The organism is Rhizobium sp. SG570 (assembly GCF_012275345.1).
Classification (GTDB): Bacteria; Pseudomonadota; Alphaproteobacteria; order Rhizobiales; family Rhizobiaceae; genus Rhizobium; species Rhizobium lusitanum.
Genome location: NZ_JAAZQI010000016.1, coordinates 37690 through 63768, shown reverse-complemented (window position 1 = coordinate 63768; position 26079 = coordinate 37690). Strand labels below are relative to the sequence as shown.

24 protein-coding genes and 1 tRNA gene are annotated in these 26079 nt (G+C 56.8%); 8 read left to right on the top strand and 17 right to left on the bottom strand.

Annotated features, from left to right (window positions below):
- Nucleotides 1–289: 289 nt before the first annotated feature.
- Complete coding sequence (locus tag FHT28_RS26930) at nucleotides 290–1030, top strand: hypothetical protein (protein ID WP_168597883.1); 741 nt, start codon at nucleotides 290–292, stop codon at nucleotides 1028–1030.
- 86 nt (nucleotides 1031–1116) lie between these two features.
- Nucleotides 1117–1473 (top strand): hypothetical protein, encoded by a 357-nt coding sequence (locus FHT28_RS26925; protein ID WP_168597882.1) that lies wholly within the window; start codon nucleotides 1117–1119, stop codon nucleotides 1471–1473.
- A gap of 273 nt (nucleotides 1474–1746) precedes the next feature.
- Here the strand turns inward: FHT28_RS26925 and FHT28_RS26920 are convergent, their stop codons facing one another.
- From FHT28_RS26920 to FHT28_RS26910, 3 genes are read right to left on the bottom strand one after another with little or no spacing between them, the layout of a single operon-like run.
- A complete protein-coding gene (locus FHT28_RS26920) occupies nucleotides 1747–2637 on the bottom strand; it encodes a plasmid partitioning protein RepB C-terminal domain-containing protein (RefSeq protein ID WP_168597881.1) in 891 nt (296 codons plus the stop codon).
- Nucleotides 2634–3530, bottom strand: coding sequence for a plasmid partitioning protein RepB C-terminal domain-containing protein (locus FHT28_RS26915; RefSeq protein WP_168597880.1), 897 nt, complete (start codon nucleotides 3528–3530; stop codon nucleotides 2634–2636). The genes FHT28_RS26920 and FHT28_RS26915 overlap by 4 nt, the downstream gene beginning before the upstream one ends.
- Nucleotides 3530–5104, bottom strand: a complete 1575-nt coding sequence (locus tag FHT28_RS26910; RefSeq protein ID WP_168597935.1) for a recombinase family protein — start codon at nucleotides 5102–5104, stop codon at nucleotides 3530–3532. The genes FHT28_RS26915 and FHT28_RS26910 overlap by 1 nt, the downstream gene beginning before the upstream one ends.
- A 68-nt stretch (nucleotides 5105–5172) precedes the next feature.
- Between FHT28_RS26910 and FHT28_RS26905 the strand changes: the two genes are divergently transcribed.
- On the top strand, nucleotides 5173–5529 hold the full coding sequence (locus FHT28_RS26905) for a hypothetical protein (RefSeq protein WP_168597879.1): 357 nt from the start codon (nucleotides 5173–5175) through the stop codon (nucleotides 5527–5529).
- Nucleotides 5530–5626: 97 nt separating this feature from the next.
- Here the strand turns inward: FHT28_RS26905 and FHT28_RS26900 are convergent, their stop codons facing one another.
- On the bottom strand, nucleotides 5627–6175 hold the full coding sequence (locus FHT28_RS26900; RefSeq protein ID WP_168597878.1) for a methyltransferase domain-containing protein: 549 nt from the start codon (nucleotides 6173–6175) through the stop codon (nucleotides 5627–5629).
- A 480-nt stretch (nucleotides 6176–6655) separates the two neighbouring features.
- The gene (locus FHT28_RS26895; protein ID WP_168597877.1) at nucleotides 6656–7408 is read right to left on the bottom strand and encodes a DUF4157 domain-containing protein; all 753 of its coding nucleotides are present in this window, start codon (nucleotides 7406–7408) and stop codon (nucleotides 6656–6658) included.
- A 465-nt stretch (nucleotides 7409–7873) separates the two neighbouring features.
- On the opposite strand from FHT28_RS26895, the gene FHT28_RS26890 reads away from it, so the two are divergent.
- The 3 genes from FHT28_RS26890 (at nucleotide 7874) to FHT28_RS26880 (ending at nucleotide 11726) form a co-directional block, all read left to right on the top strand.
- Complete coding sequence (locus FHT28_RS26890; protein ID WP_168597876.1) at nucleotides 7874–8485, top strand: hypothetical protein; 612 nt, start codon at nucleotides 7874–7876, stop codon at nucleotides 8483–8485.
- 39 nt (nucleotides 8486–8524) lie between these two features.
- Nucleotides 8525–10477, top strand: coding sequence for an AAA family ATPase (locus FHT28_RS26885; protein ID WP_210255883.1), 1953 nt, complete (start codon nucleotides 8525–8527; stop codon nucleotides 10475–10477).
- Between the two features lie 82 nt (nucleotides 10478–10559).
- Nucleotides 10560–11726, top strand: coding sequence for a hypothetical protein (locus FHT28_RS26880; RefSeq protein WP_168597875.1), 1167 nt, complete (start codon nucleotides 10560–10562; stop codon nucleotides 11724–11726).
- Between the two features lie 15 nt (nucleotides 11727–11741).
- On the opposite strand, the gene FHT28_RS26875 is transcribed toward FHT28_RS26880, so the two are convergent.
- The 8 genes from FHT28_RS26875 to FHT28_RS26840 all read right to left on the bottom strand — a co-directional run bounded on the left by FHT28_RS26875 (nucleotide 11742) and on the right by FHT28_RS26840 (nucleotide 22584).
- A complete protein-coding gene (locus FHT28_RS26875) occupies nucleotides 11742–12926 on the bottom strand; it encodes a hypothetical protein (protein WP_168597874.1) in 1185 nt (394 codons plus the stop codon).
- A 1-nt stretch (nucleotide 12927) separates the two neighbouring features.
- Nucleotides 12928–13929 carry a nucleoid-associated protein gene (locus tag FHT28_RS26870; protein ID WP_168597873.1) on the bottom strand — a complete coding sequence of 334 codons (1002 nt, stop codon included), beginning with the start codon at nucleotides 13927–13929 and terminating at the stop codon, nucleotides 12928–12930.
- A gap of 210 nt (nucleotides 13930–14139) precedes the next feature.
- Nucleotides 14140–16281 (bottom strand): TniQ family protein, encoded by a 2142-nt coding sequence (locus tag FHT28_RS26865; RefSeq protein WP_168597872.1) that lies wholly within the window; start codon nucleotides 16279–16281, stop codon nucleotides 14140–14142.
- A 1-nt stretch (nucleotide 16282) separates the two neighbouring features.
- Entirely contained in the window at nucleotides 16283–17236 is a 954-nt protein-coding gene (locus FHT28_RS26860) for a TniB family NTP-binding protein (RefSeq protein ID WP_168597871.1), read from the bottom strand.
- Nucleotides 17233–19629 (bottom strand): hypothetical protein, encoded by a 2397-nt coding sequence (locus FHT28_RS26855; RefSeq protein ID WP_210255882.1) that lies wholly within the window; start codon nucleotides 19627–19629, stop codon nucleotides 17233–17235. The genes FHT28_RS26860 and FHT28_RS26855 overlap by 4 nt, the downstream gene beginning before the upstream one ends.
- Nucleotides 19629–20423: a hypothetical protein gene (locus FHT28_RS26850; protein WP_168597870.1), complete on the bottom strand. Its 795-nt coding sequence runs from the start codon at nucleotides 20421–20423 to the stop codon at nucleotides 19629–19631. Before FHT28_RS26850 ends, FHT28_RS26855 begins: the two co-directional genes overlap by 1 nt.
- A gap of 76 nt (nucleotides 20424–20499) precedes the next feature.
- Nucleotides 20500–20649 carry a hypothetical protein gene (locus FHT28_RS26845; protein WP_168597869.1) on the bottom strand — a complete coding sequence of 50 codons (150 nt, stop codon included), beginning with the start codon at nucleotides 20647–20649 and terminating at the stop codon, nucleotides 20500–20502.
- 1859 nt (nucleotides 20650–22508) lie between these two features.
- Nucleotides 22509–22584, bottom strand: a tRNA-Ile gene (locus tag FHT28_RS26840).
- A gap of 164 nt (nucleotides 22585–22748) precedes the next feature.
- Here FHT28_RS26840 and FHT28_RS26835 point away from each other — a divergent pair.
- The gene (locus FHT28_RS26835; RefSeq protein ID WP_047638623.1) at nucleotides 22749–23492 is read left to right on the top strand and encodes an SIMPL domain-containing protein; all 744 of its coding nucleotides are present in this window, start codon (nucleotides 22749–22751) and stop codon (nucleotides 23490–23492) included.
- Nucleotides 23493–23618: 126 nt separating this feature from the next.
- Here FHT28_RS26835 and FHT28_RS26830 read toward each other — a convergent pair whose 3' ends face one another.
- From FHT28_RS26830 to FHT28_RS26815, 4 genes are all read right to left on the bottom strand, one after another.
- Nucleotides 23619–23960, bottom strand: coding sequence for a hypothetical protein (locus FHT28_RS26830; RefSeq protein WP_037194548.1), 342 nt, complete (start codon nucleotides 23958–23960; stop codon nucleotides 23619–23621).
- A 257-nt stretch (nucleotides 23961–24217) separates the two neighbouring features.
- Complete coding sequence (locus FHT28_RS26825) at nucleotides 24218–24523, bottom strand: hypothetical protein (protein WP_168597868.1); 306 nt, start codon at nucleotides 24521–24523, stop codon at nucleotides 24218–24220.
- A 171-nt stretch (nucleotides 24524–24694) separates the two neighbouring features.
- Nucleotides 24695–25123: a secondary thiamine-phosphate synthase enzyme YjbQ gene (locus FHT28_RS26820; RefSeq protein WP_037194553.1), complete on the bottom strand. Its 429-nt coding sequence runs from the start codon at nucleotides 25121–25123 to the stop codon at nucleotides 24695–24697.
- Nucleotides 25124–25203: 80 nt separating this feature from the next.
- Entirely contained in the window at nucleotides 25204–25557 is a 354-nt protein-coding gene (locus FHT28_RS26815; protein ID WP_037194555.1) for a DUF1428 family protein, read from the bottom strand.
- Nucleotides 25558–25669: 112 nt separating this feature from the next.
- Between FHT28_RS26815 and FHT28_RS26810 the strand changes: the two genes are divergently transcribed.
- Nucleotides 25670–26068, top strand: a complete 399-nt coding sequence (locus FHT28_RS26810; protein ID WP_168597867.1) for a GNAT family N-acetyltransferase — start codon at nucleotides 25670–25672, stop codon at nucleotides 26066–26068.
- Nucleotides 26069–26079 lie beyond the last annotated feature (11 nt).

Below are 26079 nucleotides of genomic sequence, written 5' to 3'. Positions count from 1 at the left end.
TAGAAATCTTGAATGTGTAACCAGCTCCCATCTATTGCCTTGGATCGGTTACCTTCAGGTTGACGGTATCGCAGCATCGCACGCGGCGATCATTCATACGATTTTAAAGGCGGCCTCGCGGAGCTGCTCACACAGAGCTGAAGCTCGTCTTCATCTATAAGTGCGGTCGTACATTTCGATGATTAGCATGGTGAACGCTGTCCCAATCGGTTTCCTAAATGTGAAGCCTTCGCCTTTTCAGTAGCTTAATTCCCCGATGCTATGTTCGCGCGAAATGAGGAGATTTCCCATGTCACGCGGAAAGTTTGCCACTTACGTCTGTCTCCTTACGGTGGCACTGATCGCATTCATCATTGGCACCCCTTTTCTGCTAAAGGCGGCGGTAAGTGCGACCCATTGCGCTCCGGATACCTGTGGAGCAGTTGGGCTCGTATTCGGATTGTATGGTCGAATGCTCGGTGTTCTAATATTCGGCACCGCGATGCTCGCGGCCATATTTGCTCGCTGCAGACGTGCCGGATTGAGTTCCTGGTGGGTTGTTGCGTCGCTTTTCTGGCTGCTAGCCGCCCGCGACGCTTTGATGGCAGGCTTGAATTTTTGGGCCGTGGGCTTTTCCTTGGGAATCCTGTCGTTCCGATGGCCGACAACGCTGATCTTCCTCTTCGCCTTTGTTACGTTCCTCTCGCTGTGGAAAGGCTCCGACGAGAACGGAAGTGACCCAACGCCAAGGAGCTGGAAGATGGCTCAGGCGAGCGCGGCATCGTCTGCGATCATCAGTGCCGTGATGTCCATCTCCCTATTCGTGACACTTGCGTGGATTGGCGGATTGAGGTTGATCAACCCGCAAAGCGCAATCATGATCATCCAAAATTCCCTCTACGTCCGGATCGGCACACAATTCATCACCCTCACGACGGTGCTTTGGTTGCTCCTGTTTATGTTCGCGGGCGCGTTGATGCGCATCGTGGTTTCGCAAGGCCGGGCGAACCGCCAAGTGCCTCCCACACGATTTTCTCGCGGGACTTCCTAACAAAGCGAGGAAGCTTCCGCGCGCCACGCCCCATTGATGGCCATTGCTACCGGCCGCATCACACATTGCATCTAGCAGAGAGAATAATGCAGCACCTCAAAAGACTAAGCACCGTGCTCATGGCGATCACGTTCCTATCTACTTCGGGGCAGTTCCTTGGCGGCCGAAGCGCAAACGCCAGCGACGACACTGCGCGATATGGGTTGATATTCAACCTAGCCTTCCATACCGCAAAAATCGATGACAAGTGTCACGTGCTTTCCGTCAAGGAGCGTAAGAAAGTCGATGAGACGCTCCACGACCTCGCTTCCTCCAATAAACTTGGCGTTCTCAAGCAGCCGCTGCTAAGCGGGCGCGGTCTATACAAGCCAAGCTGCGCTGACACGGAGTGGGTTCGTGATTGGCGGAATTACGCCAAAACAGGGTATCTGCGCGAGAAATAGGCTAACCGGCCGTGCGGGGGACGGTTTTCGGGACTGCCCCCTTAAAGGCGCTCTCGGTCAAGCGAGAGGCACTGGCGGAAACATTGTTTCCAGGCCTTGATCGATCAACGGTACGGAAGATCATAGAGAAGGCCGCGACCGATCTCTGGCTATCAGGCTCTGAGAAATAACCCATGGATTTCATGGAAATAATGATGGCCGAATTGCTGAAGATGCGTGCGGCAATCAAGGAGGAGCTGATGGTTCCAACGCCCTGCGGAGCGCGAACGGCGATTAGGCTGCTCTACGGACTGTAGTCATCTTGGTGAACTCGGACAATATCTCTGGATAAAACTCCGCGAGATGGCGCACGACCCTCGCATTGCTCATTATTCGCGTCACATAGCCAATCGCCAGCACGAGATCGAGGTGATCCGCGCCGTAATCATGCTCGATGGCTCTAAACTCACGATCGAGCGTCGCCGACTCCCGCTCCATAAGCAGGATTTGGTCCTCGCTAAGTCCAGCAATCTTTTTCTTAGGAGACACAAGCATGGAGTCGGGACTGGCAGCAACCAATGACTTGGCATAGCTGACCGAGAACTTGTTCATTACCACCATCAATCCAGCAGCCTCGATTTGCCGCATGGGTTTCATTTTCCGCAACTCACCGATTGTGTTGATTGGGACATGCTTTTCTTTCAGCAGGTCGATGGCCTCGTCGCACATTCCGTCCAGCAAATTCTTCTTATGGCGGATGCTGGAAATATTTACATTGAGTGCCCGCGCCAGACGCTCCTCAGGAACGCCTTTTTCAATCGCCTTCAGGATCATCTTGTGTTCCTGGATCGTGGCTAGGCGGCTTATACGGCGATTATACGTGAAAGCCTCGTCCTCGGTGGCAACCAGACAAACGACTTCGGTCTCACCTCGCTTGGCGAGGACATCCAGACGGATATGACCGTCCAAAAGATGGAATTTATCAGGTTGGCGTCTGTCCCGAATAACGACTGGCGGCTCGATGATGCCTACCTCGGCAATCGAAGCCGCTATTTGCCCATATTTCACAGACTTCAATGCAGCAGGCGACAGTAGCTTCAGAGGCAGAATTTCGGCAATCGGTATTCGCAGGCTCATGTTTTCGAACGCTAACGGAATAGATGAACCGAACACAGGGGATTTCATCGGGATGATCCTCCTCCGCTCTGGAGCTTCGCTGCCAGCGCTTCGGGAAGTGAGGCAAATCCCTCCTCGGATAAGAGGGCATTGAATTGAGCGTCCGCCATCAGCTTGCGGATGGCTTCTGTGATAAAGGTAAGACGGGCTTTGGCAGTTTCCGCCCGGCGGATCAGCATACGCTTGCGATCAACGTCGTCTTCAAATGCCTTGAGCAAGGCCTCCGACGAGATTGGGCGCGGGCGGGGGTTGGAGGTATCGTATTTCAACGTTTTACCACGCCGACGTCGTATCTCGACGATCCGCTTGGCAATCATTAATTTCTTACCGCGCAAGAGCTTTTTCTCATACGCAGACTGAAGCGCTGCTTGAATATCGTGATCTTCGGCGTCGGCGATCTCCACAGCGACGCTGAATGGAATTTGGCCGGATTCCACCGATCTTAGTAGCCGTTCCTCACCCTTCTGGATCAGACGCACAACGGCGTAGACATATTCAGCGGAAAGACCGGTCATACGGGCAATTTCCGGAACGCCGTGGCCCCGCTCATGCATCGCACCGATGTCCTGGAGGAGATCGACCGCTCGATGTTGTCTACGAGCGCAGTTTTCAACGAGGCTGGCGACCAGGCAATCCTCCTTATTCGCATTGACGACAAGAGCCGGAACTTCCTGTTGTCCCAGCGCTCTGAACGCCTCAAGACGTCCCTGTCCGCACACTAGATCATAGAAAGGTCCGCTGGCTTCCATCCGACGCGTCACCGTGATCGGACGCTTCAGTCCAATCTGCCCGATATTCGCAATGATTTCCTTGAAGTGTTTCTTGTTACGAATACGCGGATTGACCACCGTAATCCTGTTGATTGGAATCATCTCGACTTTTTGTGCAGGAACCGCAACCACTACGCCACCTCCGAGAATGGCCTGCGGGCCGCCATCGCATAAAAGCGCGCGAGCGTCTCACAGCGATACGCATCCAGGGACAAACCGCTGAACTCGCAAAGCCGCAACACAGCCTGATGCATGTCGAGTAACGGCAATAGATAGTAGTCATATGGCTCGAGGTTGCCTGGCCCCATTCGGACCACGACCGTGATGTCAGGCCTCAGGACGGTATCCAGACGCACCTTCCACCTGAGCGATCCCGTCGTTGTTTGCAGGCAGCGAACGATGACGACCGAAGCACTAAATTCCTGATTTATGGTCAGTAAGTCCGTCTCCCGATCCTGCGAAACCGAACCGCCTGATGATTGGAGCCCTTCAATTATTTCGGCGAGAAGATCGGGATACATGCGGCGGAGCGCCCGATTGATCTCCAAATATCGGTAATCATGGTCCGGGACGAATCCGACCAACGCGTAGGCACGCAATAGGCTGCCAAAACGATGTGAGTAGGAGCTGCTGGATGGGCAGTCTTCCATCTCATCAATAATCAGGCCGGACAGATAACCCCGCTTTTCGAGGACGGCAGCAAGCTTCTCCAGCATCGTGTCATCGGATAAACGCTCCGCCCGGGCAGCAATGATTTCACGGGCTCTATCGAACGTCTCGACGGGTACAATACCGACGAATGCTCCGTTGGCGCGAACCCATTCACCCTCGGGATTCCTTACGTGCGATTGCTTGAGTTTGAATGACGTGCGACCCCAGACGTTATTTCCGACATATTTCTCGTTAATCAAGACCTGATGAACAGTGCCACGAGTCCATGGTCGATCCCAATCCGTCAAAATTCCTTCCGCGTTCAGGATCGCTGCGATTTCGACCTCGATCTGGCCCTTGACGACAAAGAGGTCATAAATCCTTCTCACAATTCGGATTTCTTCCTCCGGACCGGGTATTAGGATGACCCTGTCGGTCGCAATACTCTTATGTTCGCCGCGTGCCAGCTCCCCTTTGGGAGTACCATTTTGGTCGACGAGTTGGCGACGCAAACCGATGCCGGGAGCGCCGCCCTGCCGGTAACCCAGCCGGATGAGATTGGCCTGGCCGGTAGAAACCTTGACTGACAAATCGCGACTATACTCGCCAGCCATTGCCCGTTTCATGGTCTTGATAATCGAGGAGCCCATGCTCCCGTCATTTGCAAACTGTTCGGCGCAATAATGTACGAGAATTCCTTGTCGCTTGCAGCGAAGCTCGATTTCTGCAGCCTCGTCAGGGTCCTGAAATCTACCCCAGCGGCTGACGTCATACACAAGGACCGCCTTGTAGTCCGCTCGACCTCCTTCAACATCGGAGAGCAAATTCTGCAGAGCGTCACGCCCAACCAGGCGCAACCCACTCTTCCCCTCGTCCGCGTACGAGCGGACAATTTCGAAGCCATTTTTGTCGGCATACTGCCGAATGACGGCGAGCTGGTTGTCGGTCGAATATTTTTGATGCTCAGTGGACATCCGAACGTAAGTCGCGGCCGGAACTCTTGGCCGGTCGGATGAGGTCGTATCGCCGTTCTTCTGGCTCCATTCTATAACCATCACATGTCAACAATTCTCGTTACGGCAAGACTGTGGCGGCAGGAGTATATATCGAGGAGGCAGGAAAGATGGTTCCGATTAAGGGCACAATTGTTCACGGTGGCGACGCGAAGCTACGCAATGGTTATGTCGCTACAATTTCGGAGGCGTTACGACATGAACTTGGGTCAAACGCGCCGGCCATCAAAACGATAATGCGATGGACGGGAGCAAGTAATCGCGCAGCGAAATATTGGCTTGCTGGAGAACGAGGCCCTGGCGGCTGGCATTTGATTCAACTGGCAAGGAATTCTGATGCGGTACTCCATGCTTTTTTGACGATGGCCGAGCGAGATATATTCGAGATTTCTATCGAGTTGAACGCGGCCCAGGCATCACTCGCTCGCGCCGCCGCCATTCTGAGTGCCTTGGCCCCGCGGCGGTGAATTGTGATACATCTCGGGGGACACGGTTGACGACGAAGTGATCGGCACCTGCGCCACGGCCTAAAATACCCGGAGGGAAAACTTGTTTCCCGACCCGCTATTCCTTCAATTTGATGTCGTCCTTTTCGGCGAAGTAGTACATATGCCCGGAGACACCGCGCCATCCTTCCTCGGGTATCGCGTTCGCCCGAAGTTGGTTGGCACCGACGAGCCGCTCCAAATCGAAAAGTTTCAGATCGAAAATCATGCCGATGGTGTTCTGGAAATCGGCACGTCCGAAGCGGCGGATGTGATCATGCTGGTGGAACCGTCTGGTCCGCTCTTCGCCTGAGAGGTTCCCGAGGTCGCTTTCATAGTGCCCGTCGTGGATCGGAATGCAGAAAATATGCTTTCCGCCAGGCTTCAGGCTTCTGTGCAGGTGATAAAGCACCGCCGTCTCATTGCATGGCAGATGTTCCATGACATGGGAGTGCAGGACGATATCATAATGCTGCGATGGCAGTTTTTCCGCGTCAGTCACCAAGTCGAGCTGCCGGGTATTGAGTTCCGGCGGATATCGCTCCGGGCTGATGTCGAAAGCCTCATAACCGCTGCCGACGATGCCTTTGATGAACCGACCGATGCCGAGCTCGGGCGCGAGATGCATGACCCGCTGGCCGGGTTGAATCCAACCGGTGGCGTCGAGAATAGTTTTGAGAATTCGCGTTCGCTCGACGGCCCCGCACGAGGCACAGATTGCCGACGGGCGACCGTTGAAATCCCTTAAATCCGAGCTTCCACATACATTGCAAAACACCATATCGCCCTCGCATTGGCAGAATCGCCGCACGGCGGGAAGGTATGAGTTCGTTGTTGCCGAATACGCTCAAAACGGAGGGGGAAACTACCCTCGGATGGCCATTGGGTGATGATTTGATAAAGGGCTTACGGTGGGAAGAGGGTCGGTACGCGCCTTGATCAGCACAGATTCGCCGAGGGAAGTTTCGTTAAACGTTAGGCATCGCCGCTTGATCCACGGAATTGTATGGCGTTCACTCCAGGTCGGGCGAACCAGACGAAATAACTGCATCGTCGAACCGACGGCGGCACCTATCGGAGGCACGTTATGAACGGTTCGAAATCGAAATCACTGACCGATGTTGCCACGGATCGGCCCGTTCGGCCCAAATGCGAAGCACGGAGCGCCCAATGGCTGGACTGGTCCGGGTCCAAAGCGGCCGAATGGAGTGTAGCAGAATGCGCCGAACTGATTTCCGCCGTTGCTTCCAGCATACACATTATGACTTGCCGCCCAGGCGTTGTACCCGCCGCCTTTCGCATAGGCCGGTGCCTCGACCTCGTTGGAGTTTCTGGCGTAGCGAAGTGCGAATCCCTGCAAGCCCCAGTCTCGATACTGGTCGACATGGACGAGTTCGTGCGCCCACAGCGCGATGTCGTTTGCTTCCGACGGCCCTCTGAAAACGATAACGTCGATCAGCGTGATGGCTTGAGGGTCGCCCCATCCCATCTGCATCGTCAGATGCCCAAGATTGAGAGCGCCATTGTCGCCAATCTTGTACCTGGCCCGGTTCATTGAGTCTTCTGAAGCGTATCCGGTCAGTCTTTGACGAACGTACGGCGGTATGGGCATCGCACCGTTCATTGCATCGTTGCGCGACTGCTGGATATACGGCGCAAGAACTGGGCCTCCGATCTGCCCCTTGAGTTCGTTCTTCAGGTGCTCGGCACCCCTGCCGACGTCCCCGCCAATCTCGGGCAGGCACACGCATGCTCCTAATACGCAGGATTCATATTGTCCGGATGGGCATGCCGATGCCTCACCGAGGTCTACAGTCAAAAGGAAAGGAACTGCCAATGCCAGTAGCTGAAGCGGTTTCATTACACACCTCACTGCTTGTATTGAAACATTCTACTTTAGCAGCTTCTTATCGTGCTACAATTCACCATTTGAAGTAGAGGCTTGGCCCAATCACAGCATCGGCCGGCACCGACAGAGGCCGCGCGCATTTGCGTCCATCGTGGCGGTCATGGAGCGCACGGAAGCCGCGCGAGCTTCGAGGCCAGACGCATGAGGCGTAGAGTCCAGAAATCCTGGAGATCGTCCAGACGAACGTGACGCTAGAGAGCACCAGCGCCAGCGTTGCAGCCTCCTAGATCGCCACGTAGGTCAGTCCTGGAGCAACTTCCAAAAATTCAACTTTCCCGCGTGTGGCCTCTTGACGGTGCACGCGATGTTCTCTAAATGTTCACGCCATGAACCAGCGCGCCGCCCTCATACGAATACGTTGATCACCGAAACCGCCCGTCGGCGGTTCTGATCATCCATGGCTATCGAGGTGCTCTTATGGGTATTGCGTCCCGCGCGTTGACGTTGCGCGCCAATAGAAAAACCGCGTCGATCCGAACCTATTATCCCGCTGGCACCATCAAATGTGACGGTGTCACCATCTACAGATCGCAGGTGTCGCGTGACGCCGCATGTATTTTCGATTTCGAGCCAACCATCATTCATTGGAAATGCCTGCCCTTCTCGCTTCCTTACGGGGACGAGGCGCACATGCCGGATTTCGAACTCCTCGACACCGATGGCTGCCTCGAACTCGTTGACGCACCGGACAGGGATGTCGACATCGACCTGCTGGCGGCTTCCGCACGCAAAATGGGGATGTCCTACCGCCAGCTTCGGCGGGATGAAATCTATGGTGGGCCGAGACTTCGAAACGCAAAGGACCTCCTAAGGTATGCCAACTGCCAGGTGCCGCTCGGAGATCGGCTACGTTTGCTCGCCGGGCTCGACGAAAACGGTACCCTGACCGTTGCGGAAAGCCTGGCCGCGTTCACGGAAACGAAAGCGGTGGCCGGTTTTGCAAGCCTGATCATTCAGGGCTTCATCTCGGTGGACCTCGATGCTGGCCTAATCGGTCCTGAGACCACGGTGAGACGGATATGCGCGTGACCTTTAGTCCGCGCTCCAATTCCGAACACCGAGGCAACAATGACCACCAAGAAAAACAGACGCTTCCCTAAAACATACATCGACCCTTATGGCGACGAAGAGAGCGATGCCCTCTCGCTGCCCACCCATCTGGCAGTCATCACCATGTCCCGGGTTCTCCGGCACTTCCTCAAGAAGCGATCGGGGTTCGTCGTGGCATTCGCGTTGCCACCAGGCGGCAACTTCAATGCGTATCAACGCGCGGCCAGATTTCTGCTCGAGGGAACCCTGCCACTGAGCAAAGTGGAAGGCTACAACTACGTCGTCCCGGTCCTTGACGAGACCGACGTGGATGAAGGGTTCATGGAATTCAGGAAACTCAAGAGACTCAGACGCGCTATCATTCTGGTAGCCGACAAGAAACTCTTGGCCAACGAAATCCGGCTCGCGGCAGACGTCGTCGCGGAGCTACCACCTCCTTCGGCCGATGATCACCGCATCGCAGCACGCAACATGGGCTTCGGGAATCTCACCGACGAAGACGCTGCTCTCCTCGCCAGTCAGCCCCCGATCCACGCAGCGATCGCCGTTCGACACGGGCGTCCGTTGCCTGCTGCTCTTCGGAGGCTGCGTCTGTATCCCAATACGGGTGTTTCGACGGACGTCCCTTCCGGGCCGACCCTGCAAGAACTGTCGGGTTACGGTGACGCGAAGTCTTGGGGCCTGGAACTCTCTGACGACGTGGAAGCGTGGCGTGACGGAAAGATCACCTGGGATGACATTGATCGCGGCATCCTCCTGTATGGTCCGCCGGGTTCGGGCAAAACCTCGTTCGGGTCCGCATTGGCGCGCACCTGCGGAGCGAAGTTCGTCTACGCATCGGCGGCTCAGTGGCAATCCTCGGGTTCCGGCTACCTTGGCGACATGCTGACGGCTATGCGGAAGAGCTTCGCAGACGCCGAAGCTGCGAAGCCAAGCATCCTGTTGATCGACGAGCTTGATTCCATCGGGAGCCGGACCGAGGACGCGGGTCGCAACTCGTCCTATGCTCGTCAGGTGATCAACGGCCTCCTTGAACTTTTGGATGGTGGGCAGGCACGTGACGGCGTCATCGTCATCGGCGCGACGAACTATCCTCATCTGATCGACGCCGCATTGCTGCGCTCGGGCCGCCTCGAACGCCATTTCGAAATCGGTCTTCCCGACGAGGAAACCCGTGCGGGCATCTTCCGCTTTTACCTGGGCGACCGCCTTTCGGACGAGGAAATCCGGATCGTCGCTTCGGCGTCGGAAGGGTGGTCTGGAGCGGATATCGAAAAGGGTGTCCGGCAGGCCCGACGTAGCGCTCGCCGCCACGGTCGCGAAATCATCATTTCTGATGTCAAGGAAGCACTGCCGCCAACGCGGAAAATTCCGATGGCCATGCAGCGGCAGATCGCCGCCCACGAACTGGGACACGCTATCGTGGGAGTTTTGGTGGAAGCCGACCCTCTGATCTCGGTATCCATCAGCGAGACATGCAGAGAAGACGGCCAAGTGCAGTCTCTAGGACGTGCAAAGTTTAGGGAACGTATGTTTAACAGGAAGACCTCAACCTACTTCCTGGACAAGATCGCAATTCTGCTCGGCGGGATCGCGGCAGAGGAACTCCTGTTCGGCGACTTCGGGAGCGGAGCGGCAGGACACCCGGTAGCCGACCTCAACCTCGCGACCGAGTTGGCCACCATGATGGAAATCAAATGGGGGTTCGGGGGAAGTCTTGCTGTGGAACTGGCGGGTTCCCCGAAAGAGTTGGAAACGTTGAGAACAAAGCGCAAAGGTTTGCATCGGATCGTCGACAACACGTTGAAAACCCAGTTTCAGAGGGCTAAGGCCCTGCTCGAGGAGAACCGGGCCGCACTCATTGAACTCCACGGAAGGCTTGTCAGGGACCGTGAATTGTCGGCGGAGACCATTCGAGACACCATCGCAATGAACAGAGAACGCGATCTCAAGTGTTTGCTTCAGCATTGAAAGCGGGGACGCGGATGCCTTTCGGAAAGAGCCGCGTTCCTCTACATGGAACAAGGGTAATCGATCCGCCTGTGGAGATTCTATGACGCTCGAGGAGTTTACTGCGCAGCTGAATAGCGCCACGTTCTGGAAGGAATTCACCTATTCTGAGACATGGTTTTATCCCCGCCCCAAGGACAAAGTCGAACTGGCCGACGGCATCGTTCTGATCGGCCCGCTGGCGTTTGTATACCAGCTGAAGGAGCGTACGGACGCTACCGACGATCCGGAAACAGAGCGCCGCTGGTTCAACAACAAGGTCCTCGGGAAGGCGACGAAGCAAATCCGGGATTCTCTCGGGTATCTTGCGGACAACGATAGCATCACCTTGAGGAATGCCCAGGGCCATACCGTAGATGTGAAAGGCCCGGAGCTCACCGACATCCATAAGATCATCATCTTCTCTGCGGCCGAGGCGCTTCCGGCGGATTGCTGGCAGACCCAGTTTTACGTCAGCAACACGGCGGGCTTCATCCACGTACTGGCCGCGCACGACTACCTCGGCATCCTCGACAAGCTCCGCGTTCCGAACGACATCCGTCTGTATTTCGAGTACCGGCAGTCCGTGCTGCCCCGCTTGCGCGAGCAGGGAACCAAAGTGGAAGAGCCGGACATCATGGTGGCTTTTTTGACCGAGCGCGATCTTCCCGAACCGGGGTCGAAAGAGAGGCTCCGCGCTTTTGTACAGGACCTGGACGCTTTCGATTTGAGTCCCATCCTCGGCGATCTGGCAGCCCATATCCAGAAGCCCAATGACGACAACAACTATTATTGTATTCTACTCGAATTCGCCCGATCGTCACGTTTGGTGTGGCGCGAATTCAAGATACGGCTCGTCAAGGCTTTGGAAGCTTCAAGGGCGGCAGAACCTATCAAGCCGTTCCGCTTTACCTGGCCGGAAAACGATTGCACGTTCATGGTCACCGCAATGGACCCTGATTGGCCATCGACTGGTCCGGACGGAGAACGGATGCGAATGGGCGCTCTTGCGATGTTCACCGCGGCGGCGAAATACGATGCCAAGTCCACAAAGGGGGTCGGATTGTTGATCTCGAAGGACGGTGAACACATCAATCTCGACTGGTGCCTTGTTGACGGTTCGTATGAACACGACAGCAAGATCGAGAACGTGCTGTCGGGCGGCGATCTTTTCCGACCCGTGAGTGAGCGGATGGTAGACAACTTTTACTTCCGCGGGGACCTGATCTAACACGTCTAACCAAGCCTACCGCAGGCATGCGGAGAACTCAGGGACCGTGACACGGCCGTAAATATACCAGGTCATGTAGACGCCAGCCCAGCATACGATGAGGATCGCAAAAAGGATGAGGCGGTGAATACAGACGCGACGAGCTAGGCGATCGTAGAGCGGTACGAATTGCGCGGAAACCGCCGCATAGTCCTTAGACAGCTTGTCCTTCTGCCGCGTAAGATCGGCGCTGATGGATGACAACGTCATCAATTGGTTCCACACCGCCATGGTCAGCAGGAAGACGAAGAGCGTAGCTCCAACCGAAACCGCGAGGTTGCCCCAGAACGCCACGCCGCAATTTGCTGCATCCTTCATCTGAAAGGCCACGATCACCGTGGCGACTGGAACGCCCATCACCTGATTCTGGATATCATGGAAGGTCTTATGGATTTTGTTCGCGTATTCGCTAATCGCTTCCTCGGTTTTCCCTTTGATTTTCTCGTATGAGAATTCTGAAGCAAAGAGCTTGTACCCCTCCTGCGTTTTCGCGACTAGTTCGCGGGCATGGGCGGCGAGGTATTTGAAGCGGTCGCCCTCCGGTTGCTGACGGCATAGCTCGATTACATTGGATGCCAGGATCGCCATCTTCTGGTCTTTATGAATTTTGTCGAACACAAAAGCTTCGAGTTCATCCAGAAGGCCGGAAGTGAGGGAACCGAGGTCCGCAATTTTGTAAGCAATCGGAATGCGCAGCCTGCCAGGACCGAGAAAGGTTGCCTCTGCTTGATGGGGATCGACGAATGCGGCGGCTTCGGACAGCGCCTTCACGAACCGAAGGGCATTTCGGTATCGGGTGATCGATTCCGGGATAGCGGAATCGTTGTACGCATAACGGTCGCCAATTACGTAGTATCGCAGCGCTTCCTTGATGCGGTTCGCGGGTGCCGCAATCAAACCGTCCACATCGCGGGAAAGCTGTCCAAGGCCGAGGCGAGGAGCCGATACCTCGACATCTATTATGTCGCCGACTTCCATTTTGTCGGCAGCACCGATGATCTTGATAGCCGCGTCTTCGAATGCGACATCGTCGGTATGGATCAGATTCAAGGTTTCTAGTATCGCCGTATCGGCTACACGAAGCCGCCCGCCGTCGCCGGCGGGTTCGAACGCCGTATTCCGATAGATCGGAATCAGTTGATCGAACGTGATTCGTGCCATTCTACTCCCGATCGCGATCGAGTTCCTCGATAAGCTCCTGCGGCAGGTCTTTGAATGTAATCGTCTTCTTTTCGTTGTCGTAGACGATCTTGCCGTCGTTCAAAGCGCTGCGTTCGAACTCCATGGTCCATTGTGGCGTCTTTGCTCTAAACCTGACAAGTGCTCGTAGCGACCGTTTGTTCGGGACGAAGCCGTCACCGAGCGCCTGATCCTGCCCAAGCGCCGCGGCTAGCGTCTTGGGATCATCGGGGAAAAGCTCGTTGGAGAACGCGTCGAAATCCAGGGGCACACCATCGCGAACATGGCGCTCGCAAATATCAAATGCCTTCCGCAAGAAAGCCTGCTTGTCCTTGACCTTTCCTTTTGCCGGATCGGCGAAGGCTTCAAGGATGCCGATAAGCTTTTTCGTGTCTTCCTTGTCTTGGACGGTCGTGTCGCAGCCAAGGAATTCCTTGAAGTACTCGGCGACATCCCCCTTCCCTTTCAGGAAGCCAATGTACCTGTCCGCATCGGCAAGCCATGCGGAGATGTTGACCCGACCGGCAAAACGGAAGCCATCGAGATCGAGATGTGTGATGTCGGCCATATCCAGATCGTTGGTCAGTGCGGCACTTAGCTTGTCATTTATGATCGCCACCATGAGGAAGACCTGATTGTCCTTCTCGATGTGCGCGAACAGGACGTGGCCGCCCGTCGCGCCAGCCTTTTGCTTCGCCTGAAACGCCAGGGTGTCCATGAGCTTTTTAGTGAGGTCGGCAAAATCCTTGTATCCGCTCTTTTGGAAGTCCCCAATAAAGGTCTGAGCCGGATAATTCACGACCTGGTCAGAAAACTTCCCGTGCGCTTTGGTCGCCTTGCTAGCATAGAGTGCATGGAGTTCATTGACCACGCGCTCCACGGTTTCGGAGATTTTAAGCTGGGCCTTTCCGAGAATTATTTCGAAATCGCCAACGCCCTTGCGCCGCAAATCGTGAATGGCGACTTGAAGAACCTTATCGACCATCGAATCTCCTCCCAATTGCAGACCCGAGCGCTGTTTGAGCACATACAGACAGGAATTCAAGGGTCACGTGTAAGAAGGCTTCAAATTTTTCCGTTAAAGTTGATTTCCCTGTTCTTCGCGCGATCTAGGCACTCAACGATCGAAAAACCAAGTGTCCTCGCATTTCTCAATCGTTGCTTTGCGCTTGCGGTGATGATGCTCTCTATCACCTTACCCCTTCCGTCTTGACCACCATTCCCGTGTCTTCGCATTTTGCCGCTCCGTGGCCTCCTTCACGATCTGGTCGAAGACGCCGAGCATTTCCTTTATTGAGACGACATAATCCTCCGTATTGAGGTCGAACCAGAAATTCCGTCGTTCGCCCCTGGCGCTCAGTTTGATGTGGATTTCGCCGAGGCTCGGATCATATTGAAAGTGCGCCGACATACCCCTGCTCGAATTCCATACCCTTTGCCCCGACGGTGGTAGCTTCGGCGGGAAGGTCAGGTATGGGCAAACCTTGGCCGCCTCTGGAACGATGATTTCCCAGAAACGATCAACCCTGGCGTCCTCCAAAGCCGTTGGATCGTTTGCAAGCCCGTAAACCCGCATCACGTCACTGCGTCTGAAAACAGTGTCAACATGCTTGCCGCCCTTCACGAACTTGACGACGGGCTGGACGCCTTCTCGCTGCATCCTCCAGGTGACCGCATGACCGGAGACACCGATGCCATGACCGAAATCGGATGCCTTGGCATGACCGGCCGCGAAGGTCTCGACTGCAGAGCGGGAAATCAGGACCTGACGGGGACTGCGCTCCACCTCCACGAGATGGCCCTGCTTCACCAGGATGAACACGGTTTCGTACGTCAGGTTCAGGATTGCCTGGGCCTCGCCCATGGTCATCGTCTCATCAGAACGAGTGAACGAATGCCGTTTCCGTTTAGCGTCCGTGTGGACCATGAGCCGCTTGAATCCGGGGACGTCGCTGCGTTTCTCGCAGATCACGATGTCCCCCTTCAGACAGGCGACAGCCACCTCACCTGGGACGAGTCCATTGCGCATCCGATAGGTGTGGAGTGTCAGGCCATATGCGGGCGAGCCGGTGACAGGTAATTCGTCGATCCGTTTGAGAACGGCATCCACTTGCTCAGGCGAATACCGTCCGCCTGCTCGCCGTCCGGGGTTCAATCCCGTAAAGACCGTCAGGTAGCCCGCATGAACCAGATGACGGATCGCGTCCTGATGAACACCTAGCCGCTTTGCAACCTCACGGATTCCGATAAGCCGTTTTTTATATTCGGCGATGGTATCCAGGGCATCCGCCGCAACGGTGCGGCGCTCCCTCGCCTTCTGAAGGACACCGATCTCGCGCGCCAGAAGCTCGACCGCGCGTGGCTCGATGTTGAGCTTCTTCGCAATCTCCCGCCGCGGCATAAACTCGACGTCAAAGTCTTCGTCCCTGACACGCCTATCATATCCCTCCGCCTCGAAGACGGCAGCCTCTTGGAATGCACGCTGAACCGTCGCTCTAAGACTTTTCGAAAGAAAGGAGAGCTTGGGATAGCCCCAGCTGAAATGCGGCATCACACCCCGCGCCTTGTAGCCGCTACGATACCTGCGGTGCCAGGCTCGGAATGCTTCGGCCAAGTCTCCCCTATCACCGCATAAGGCACGGAATCCGATGTCCGCAGACTGTTGGCCGATTGCGGGGTGTTTCCTCACAGGTGGATTTTCGAGAAATCGGCCGACGAACTCGCAGTAATCGATGACGTCGGGAATGCTGATGGCGTCGAGCAGCGGCGCGCTGGTCGGCTCGAGCCAGCCGAAGCGGCCGAGAAGATAACAGGCAAACGGGGCAGCGTCGTCTCGGCTGGGAAGCTGGCGACCCAGCGCGTAGCCGTCGCGGGAATATCCGAAGCCAAGCCACGACCAAGGCACAAGCGTCCCACCTTCGTCGCGTGTCTCCAATTCGACACCGTGGATCGGGCAATGACGGATGGATTCGACCTCCCACCATCCTCGGTGGTGGGGGGACTCGTGGATGCAGCCAGGACACCAGCGCCGCGGCCCGAAGCGAATCTGATGGTAAGGCAGCCTATGTCCACGGAGGATATAGCCGTCGCCGTCGCGAAGTGGCGTGTTGAAGCGCAACCGCTCGAACCATTGCGGCGGCATCGGATGCCGTTCTAACGTCTCCATAAGCTGGTTGGTCGCAACCCGGTTCACTTCCAGGTCGTTCCAGTTGGCGAAGGTCGTCATGCTGACCGAGCCTTCCAGCTCGGCCAACCGCATGAAGAAACCGTGAGCGGGTTCGTCCTCTGCCGGAGCGGCATCCCATCGCGAAAAAACAAAGGTCTGGATGAACACCATGTCACGCCGCCTTTTCGAAGGGATAGGTGAGGTCGCCGATACGCTTGCGCATGAAGCAAGCCTCGCGGAGGTGATGGGTTTGGATGCAAGGGGACCCATCGTTGATCGCCTGGCGCGCTGCGTCGATCACGATGTTCATGGTCAGGCCGACCGATCCGTTCGCGACCATTTTCCACTCCTGCTCCCACTCCTCCCGGTCCAACATGGAGTTCTCCATGAACGGTAGCCTGTTGGAGATACCCATCAGGAACCCGAGGTAGTCGTCCTGCTCGTCCGGGATGGACAGGTCGTGTTCGGCAAGATGGGCGGTCGGAAAGGAACCGCGATTAAGATGCTGGGACTCGTCCAGCATACAAGCCTCGATTGTGTAAAGGCCTGCCAACCAAACCGAACAAGCGCCGCTGTCGGCCAGAGCCTTGATCAGAGAAAGAATGGACCGTCGCTTTGCGGGCGGAGCCGAAAAAATGTAATGAGCGTCATCAAAGACGACGGTATGCGTGCCGTGGGTAGCAACTCGTCGCACGCATTTGGATTCCAGCGACTTCCCGCCGATATAGGGTACAGACGACGCTCCGGTGGCGAGGAAGAGAGCTGAGGCCGCATCTGGCGCACCCCAGCGTTCCATGACGGGGATATAGGCCATCGGAAAGACGTATCCAGCGTTCTCGTCTGGACGGAAAGGTCTGTTTTCGCGCAGCAGGGCCTTCAACATAAAGCTTTTGCCTGCTCGGGAATTTCCGAGGAACCCGGCAATCTGTCCCGTGATCGGCGCGGCTTGGGGGCCGGGTCGGCAAAGTCTGCTGAGCCTGTGATATGTTTCGTTGAAACGCGGGTAACGATAGAGAAGGTTTTCTGCCAACCGCTGGCGGTCCGCCGGAGGAAGTCGCAGCATCTCCTCGCGCGCCTTGTCGTCGTTGGCGTAGGAAACTTCGTGGAAATCGGGAAGGATGATCATTCGGTGAATCCTTTCTTGGCAAGGCGATCGCGGAGGGAAGCACGTCTGTCGGCCGGTGTGATCACGGGAGATTCAACGGGCTTGGGGGTCTCGGAAACCGGACCCGAGGGTTCGGTGCGGGGCGTTCCGCGACGCCTGTGTTCGGCCACGGCGACCTCAAGCGGATCGTGTTCGATGATTTCACCGTCTGCCGTTTGGGTGACAACCTTCTTCGGAGTTCCGTTACGCCCGCGACCGGGGTTGTTTGGAGACTTCGAACGGGCGGGTGCCGGCGTGAACGGGGCGGCGAAATCGATGTGGTCCGCACTGGCGGCTGCACTTTCGAGAGAGTTCACGATCGCGCTGCGCTTGAGCTTCCTGGTAACCTGGCTTTGGAACTTCGCCAGTTCCTGCGCCGTACGCTGAAGCTTCTTCTTGTCGAGCAACTTGGCGAGTTCCTCGGGATAGGTCCGCTCTGAAAGCTCCAGCGACTCGATCGTGATGGGTCGTCGCTTGAACATCTTGTTGTGATGTTCAACAATTTTTCGGTGCACGAAGAGCCTAAGGCCGTCCGCATAACGGGCGCAACGTCCGTTCGGGCGGAGCCTGATGGAGCGATCTGGGCGGTACGGATTGGTGATGAACGCGTTCGAAAGGTCCGACGTGTCCATCGTCAACTCGTACTTCTTGCCGGGACGATGGTCGGGATGGGCCGTGATCTCGAGCAGGTCTGGCGAATACCAGGTAATGTGCTCGCAGGTAACACCGTCATTCTGGATCGTGACCAATTCGCGATGCCCGCCAAGCGAGACGAAGATTTCGGGATCAATAGGGTCGCGCGGCGGCATCTTATCGAGGTCGGCGTCCCACACATCCTGAGGGATGGCCTTCAGGCGAGGCGTAATGCCGATGCCGCGCCTGGGCGTGCGATGATATTGGACGATCCAGAGCGTGATGAAGTCCTCCAGTTGCTGGAGGCTAATGAACGGCAGGCCCAGACCTTTCGACTCGTCGAACATCTTGCGGCGCTGAACGTTCGACATCGTCGTGCCGGGTAGAACGTGAAGGACCTGTGTGTTGAGCGTACGGAACATACGCTCAACCAAGCCTTTTCCGGTTGGCTCGCCCGGCAGGGTCTCGATGATTTGGAAGCCAATTTCCTCGGCGGCACGGGTGATGTCCTCGCCCCTGAGAAAGGTGGCGTTGTCTGAGGGCATCGCCATGAAGTCGCCGTACTGGTTCCACTCAGCACCAGGGAATCGGCTCATGTCCTTCGGATAGAGTGCCATCCGCATCCCGTACAGGAATGCCTCGTAGCTCTGGTTGTCGAAGTGAACGGCAAAGCCGAGAATGCAGCCGCTCTTCTTCGAGACGAAAAACAACACGCTCGGTCGTCCGAACAGGCACAGATGTTCAGCGTCGTAGACGCAGACATCCGCGGTCGTGTAGTCCACCTCGACCACACTGAGACTATGATCCGGCAACTGCCTGTGGGTATGGAGGGTGTGCTTTCGGCGCGCATGTTCGACGCCATAACGCCAGAGGTCCTTCGAGTATCGGTCCGGAGCCGCGAAACGCCGCTCGATCGTGCGGAAACTCGGAACGTTAAGGGTACCGTCGGGAAGCGTGATCTCTGCGATAAGCTTGCGATTCTCCCGCTTGGCCAGTTCAAGTTTGAACTGCGCTTCGACGTTGAGAGCCGTCCCGGCCGGAAGCTCCCAGCCCCACTGCACGCAGTCGTCGAGGATGTCTTCGACACGGGGATCGAACTTCCTGACTGTATTGCCGCTCGAGTGCTCGAACGCCAGCGCCAGGATGCGGTTGAAGGGATTAGAATCGTACTTTTTCAGCCAGGCTTGTAATGAGTTGTAACAGGGGACCTTGGCATGCCCTTTTTCCCTGGCGTGTTCTTCAGCGACTTTGAGGACCATCTTCTTGGTCAGTCGAACGTTACCCGCGTTGCGAGCGAGCACGAGCTTGCGGGCGTACCACCATCGCCGGATCGCCTCCTTTCTCCTTTCTGGCGGGATGGATAGGTAGTTCCTGATCTTGGGGCGCGACTGCCCGCTCGTTTCGCGCTTCGCCGCGGAGTTGATAGGAACAAGCCGCCACTCACGTTCGAGGATGCTGATCTGCCAATCCGAGAGAAAGGCAGTTTCATTCGTGTCCGTGTTTTGGACCATGAACTTCTCGCCGCCCACGCCATACGAATTGCGTGAGAGAACCGCACAGTTGGCCACTCTGTGTCTGTCGGGGTCGAAGATCATAAACTGCGACCCCAAACCGAAATTATATCGCTGGGCCTGGTGGTTACCTCCCCCGATTGGATGAGGCGGAATGTCTAGCTCCGAGAAACTGGATGCGGGGATGAGCGCCCCACTCGTCAGGAACTCGCTCTTGTTTTGCATGAACATTAGGCAGCCCTTTCCTGTGCATCGGTTGCGCGAAAGGTTTTCGTCACGAAGGACGCCGGCGAAATGGGTGCGGAGATATCGACCTTCAGCTCGCCCTGGACGGCGAGCCACATTACGGCCGAGAAGGCCCGCTCCACTTCACTAAGGACCCGGCGCTGCGCGATACTTCCGTCCTCCTCGTAGAAGACATGGACCCTTTGAGGCAAAGCCGCGACGTCGATGACGGACTGGATGGTCGTGCGTTCGGGGAGCGTCGCCAACGCTCGGCGAACTTGAATGACAGCGGCCTCTTCGTGGCGATATGCGTGATAGTAGATGGTCGCCAGGTTCATCATACGCGGCTGGATATGGAGGATGTCCTCGTCCAAGACCGCGTAGGTCGCGCGGTACTGCTCCCAGAACTCGCTCTTGAGCCTTTGAGTTCTCGAAGCGATCCACTTCTGCTCGCTTTGGATCGCAACGGGGATGATGTCGAAATAGGAAGCCTGCTTCTGTTTGCTCCAGACCCCAACCATCGGGATGTGCTTCAAGGATTCGACAGGCCCATACCGATCACTCACCTCGTACTCGATCTGGATCGGATATGCGCTGATCCTTACGACGTCGGGGTTCGTCTCGAAGTGGATGAGCGCATCCCGCATAAGCGCGGAGCGCGCCCTGATCGACTTCTGGGCCGCCTTGTGTGTTGGAAACGTAACCGGGATTTCCTGGCGCTTCTGGCTTTTCGCCACCTTGACGAGGGGAACGTGGTCGTCGCCGAAGCCGAAAAACTTCATGAGTTCGAGTTCGTTCATTTCATGTCTCCAGACATGGCTCCGCCGTCGCTGATCTTCACGACCGGCGGAGCAGGTTCGAAATTGGCTAAATGCTTCAGATGTCGATGGACTGATCGTCCTCGAACAAATGTCCTTGCCATTCGCGCATCAGATCGGCGATCGAGATGCATTCACCTCCGAGAGAGTCCAGTTCGGCAACCCTGATCGGACGCGCTGTGGTAATGGTGGAGTCGATGAAAAACATGGCGCACTTCTCCTTTGCCGCCGGCGGCTGGCCGAGCGGGCTACGATGAACATTGGGGAAGAGGGACGCACGGGCTTGGCGCGTTCCAGGAGGTCAAAGTTCGGAGAGGTGGCGAACCGCCCGAACTGCAAGCAAACGACTACGAACTGCCGAAGGCAGTCATATTCGCGTGGCTATCTGCAGTCCGTGGGTCATGGGTTCGGTCCCGTGTGGCGAAACGGCATAACTCATCGTTTCGTTCATGGTTTGTACCGGACGAACGCGAAGAGTCAACCGGGCCAGGCCTAGAAGACTGCAGAAATTTCGAGAAAAGGGTCGAGCCGGCGCAGAAATCCGTTGACAGAACTGGGGCAACCCGCAAAGCTCAAAACTGCTAACGTTTTGGGTTTTTGGTTGGTTTTCGTTCTGCTCCGCAGTCCCGACAGCGAGTCAGGAACACTTTGGATTTCTACGACGGGCCGCCCCTAAAAAGGCGGCCCGTCGTTGTAAGGTCGCACGCGATCTTGCATGAATGTCTCCTTGGTCACGTTGATCACCCATCTATTGAAGCCGGGCGTCCAAAAGTTGGCAACCCTCCCCTCACCCATGAAGTGACCGCCGTGGGTCTATAAGGCGAGCCGACAAAAATTTTTTTATGGCACGGTCGCGAAAGTCACCCGGATAGCCCTAGCTGTTACAAAATCCATCCATGACTTACGCCGTGACCGGGTGTCTTCGATTTTTAATCGTGCAGACGACACCCTCTCGGAAAAAAATCATTGTGAGCCCTCTAGACAACCTTTAAGTTTGTTCTATGTTTGTTCCTATGGAAAGACGGACCCCAAAGACAGTCGCACGAATAGCCTGAGCGCCGCTGGCCACCCCAAGGCCGCGTTTCAGATTCGTGTTGCCGAGGTCCTTCAATATGCTCTTCATCGAGATTCTTGCTTTCGTTCTCACCGTCGCGGGTGACGCGGTTCGGAAGTCTTTATTTTCACAACAGACAGGTCAATACGTCGGTCAGGTGATCATCTGGGCCATGTCGCAATTGGCCTCGCATTTATATCTGATGCGTCGCTGCTCCGCGGTTCTTACACGCGCCGCCATCCATACCAGCCCAACTAGCACCCATTGTCTCGGAGGCGGCACCTGGAGTCTTCGGGGAAGACTTCAATCGCCGATGTCACCTCTTTTCGGAAGACGTCGACGGCAGTGGTCGGCCGGTGACGGTGGCGCGGGAAATAATAGCAGGTGCAAGGATGGCGTTTGTCTGCATACGTCAGTACCGGGTGCCGTGGGGTTCGCCGGAAAAGGTTCGAAGTCGGTTTTTATTGGGCGCTGGAAATTCATGACATCGAGGCAGGTGGCGCAATGCGAGTTCTTCGTTTGCGGCAATGCTTTGCTTCGGTGCCGCCAGGTCAAACTCATGACGGAATTATTGACATGGAGGGCGAGTGCGGACGAAAGCCGGGTCGAGGGCGCTTGGAATTCACCACCCCAGCGGCGTAGACTCTTCGAAAGCTATTTTAAGTCCCCGCCCGGATTCGGCGTCTTGGATTTCCCGTCAGTCGCCGCTTTCCATTCCCTCGAATGCGGATTCCGCGGGCTTGCAAAACGCGCTGTTCGAAGCCGCTCGCACGCGGCTTGCATGCACATTTCGGCAAAAATTTCAAGGAGTTGACATAGGTCCTAACCTGTGCCGAGCGCGCCGCCCGTAAGGACTATCACATCTTCGTGAATTAGCCGGAATTTCTCCAAATTCGCTTTGCGAAGCACTCTCTGGACCGCCCTGGATCAATCCGCGGCGGTCTTTTTTTCGGCCAAAGGGTTCAGACGTTGATGGCGGGGAGTTCAGACGTTGATGGCGCGCGACAATAAAATGGTGGGCCCGGAGGGACTCGAACCCCCAACCAAGCGGTTATGAGCCGCCGGCTCTAACCATTGAGCTACAGGCCCGGCACGAGAGAAAATCGTCGCGCTTACAGCGCCGGAGCAATGGTTCCCCGGAAGCCGACTTGGCTCTAGCCCAATTTCTCTTTTCCCACAAGGGACTGCCGCAATACCTTCACAATCAATCCGCAAAAGCGAATCCCGAGGAAACACCAACCAAGGAACGAACCATGCCACTGACGAAAACCAGAGATTTTGTTTTTGCCGCTCTTGTCAGCGCTGCCTTCTTCGTGCCCGCCGCCGGCGCCTTCGCAGAGGATGCAAAGCCGCACGAAGCCGTCATCACCGTCACCGGTGAGGGACATGCGGCAGTCGCGCCGGATATGGCCGTGATCACGCTGGCGGTCGTTCAGCAGGCGAAGGCCGCTCAGGACGCGCTCGACCTGAACAACAAGGCTATGGGCGCTGTGCTTGCAACGCTGAAGGATATCGGCATCGCCGAGCGTGACCTTCAGACGTCAGGTTTTTCCATTCAGCCGCAATATACCTATCCGAACGACAAGGACGGCCGTGCGCAGCCGCCGGTTCTAAACGGCTACCAGGTGACGAACGGCCTCACCGTTCGCGTGCGCGATCTTTCCAAGCTCGGTGCGCTGCTCGACCAGGCGATCAAGCTCGGCATCAACCAGGGCGGCGACATCCAGTTCACCAACGACAAGCCGGATGCCGCGCTTGAGGAAGCCCGCAAGAAGGCAGTGGCCGATGCTGCCGCCAAGGCAAAGACCTTGACGGATGCCGCCGGCGTCAAGCTCGGCCGGGTCATCGCGATCCACGAAGGCGGCATTGCCGCTCCGCCTCAGCCATATATGCGCCAGGCAATGGCCGCGGCCCCGATGGACAAGGCCGTTCCCGTCGCAACCGGCGAGAACGAGTACAATGCTTCGGTCAGCATCACCTACGCGATCCAGCAGTAGTTGAAAACAGAACCGCCCTTCGCTCGGCTTCATCAGAATCGAGCAAAGGGCGGTTCCGCGGCCCCCGCCAAAAGGCGAAAAGGTCAAATATGGAATGGCAGGCGCAATATGCGCCCGCTTTTCCGATCAGCGGCCCAGCATCGGGCAGCCGCGAACATTGGCAAACATCATCGTATCCGGACCGCGACGACCGAAGCCATCGACGATGACGCGACGCGGCGTCACATCCACGACGCGGGCACGGCGCAGGCCATAACTGCGGGCGACATCCAACGCTTCACGCGGATCGCAGCCACGACGGCGGTCGAAGCGCGGCGGCGGATTGTCGTATTCCGGCGGAGGCGGCCGATGACGGCCGGGGCCGACATAGATATCCACCCCCTGTGCGGCGGCAAAATCCGCCGTGACCGACAGCGCGGTAACTGCGATGGCGACGGCTACCCCCAACTTTGCCAGCAATTGTCTCATTGTGTCCTCCATAGAGCAAAGGGCTTCCCCCTCATGCCTGCAACATGTGCTGAGCGAGTGCCCGAGAAGTAACGGCGCGATGCTGAACAAGCTCAGAATCAGCCGTTCATCCGCTAATCAGGTACAATGAACGCTAAAACGACGCCAGATGCCTCATCATAGCACAATGTAAAAAAATAAAGCCGCCTCCCGAGCGGAGGCGACTTCGAAACTATCGAATAGATGTGGAAAACGCGGCCTTTCCCACCTGGCTGCCGTTAACGGCGGATCAACGGGCAACCGGGCACATTGGCGAAAACGACACGATCATGGCCACGGCGGCCGAAGCCTTCGACGACAACCCGGCGCGGCGTGACGTTGTTGATACGGGCGCGGTGCAGACCCATGTCGCGGGCCTTGCGAACTGCTAGCACCGGCGAGCACGCACGGCCGCGGTGGTGATCGTAACGCACCTGCTGGATGCCGGGATGGAAATCATTGGCCGATGCGGTGGCGGCCGTTGCGGAAATGCCGCCGAGTGCGATGAGAGCTGCGATGCCTGCCTTGGCGAAAAGATTGGTCATGGGTGTTTCTCCTTCAAATCCTTGCTGCGGATCGTTGCAATCCCGATATCCGGCTCGATGCCCTTGGGATTGAACTCACGTTATGTCAGCCAAGCTGAACCGAACGCGAATTGACCATTCAGGTTGTATTCATGGCGGCTACCGATCGGCTGACGCGAAAATCGCGGCAGCTCAGGCGGAAAGATGCAGCACGACCTCGCGCCGGTGCGGCCGGTCGCGATGCTCGAAGAGATAGATGCCCTGCCAAGTACCAAGCGTCAGACGGCCGTTCATCACGGGAATGCCGATCGACACCTGGGTCAGCGCCGCCTTGATATGCGCGGGCATATCATCAGGTCCCTCCGTCGTATGCACGATCCAGCGCATAGAGGGATCGGAGGACGGCGGCACCAGCCGGCGGAAAAACGCATTGAGGTCGGTCTTCACATCGGGGTCGGCATTTTCCTGGATCAGCAACGAGCAGGATGTGTGGCGCACAAAGACAGTCAAAAGCCCTTCGCCGCTACCCGACGCAGACGCACGGACGAAATCCGCCGCGGGGTCGGTGAATTCGTAAAGTCCCTGGCCACGGGTGGACAGCGTGATAACGGTTTGCGGCATGGCTTCTTCCGGCAAGAATGGCAGCGATCCGCATCAGGTCGGCCGCAACAGCCGGAAAGTCAAGTCCGGCGGCCGACAGGCTACATCTCGAGGAAGATGTTGAAGCCGCCGTAGATCATGCGTTTGCCATCGAACGGCATGTTCTCCATCCCATTCTTCAAGCGTGGGTCGGCCATGACCTTTTCCAGTATTTCGTCTCGGCTCTGCCGGGATTCATAGGTGATCCACGAAAAGACGACGACCTCATCCTCGGCTGCCTGCACCGCGCGGGGGAAGGATGTCAGTTCGCCATAGGGCACATCGTCTCCGAAGGCCTCGACATAGCTGAGAGCCCCATATTCCTTCCAGACCTCGCCGGCCATGCGCGCCAGCACCTTGTATGCCTCCATCTTGTCTTTCGGCACGGCAACGATAAAACCATCCACATAGGACATGTCAGCCTCCTCTGTTCTATGCTCACGTTAGAATGACGATCGGCCACGACTATATCCGACATAGGGCGCGCAGTTTTTCCGACCATTGCCCAATCGAGCGTCCGCCTCAGAGATGCCTATGGACATAGAATACAGGGATGACCCAAATCCCGGAAACGAAGCGCTCAACGCGCTCTGGGCGAACGCGTGGAACGATCCTTCCTCACGCAATTTCTCGCCGATCCTCGCAAGAAGCCTCGCTCATGTCGGCGCGTTCGCAGGCATGAGACTGGTGGGCTTCGTCAATGTCGCCTGGGATGGCGGCATCCACGCCTTTATTCTCGACACCTGCGTCGATCCCGAATTCCGCCGGCGGGGCGTCGCGATCAACCTGGTCGAGAGGGCCAAGATGCTGGCCAGACAACGCGGCGCCGAGTGGCTTCATGTCGATTTCGAACCGCATCTCACCGGCTTTTATCGAAAGCTCGGCTTTGCCGCCACGGAAGCGGGTCTGATAAGGTTGCGCGATTGACACGGGACCGC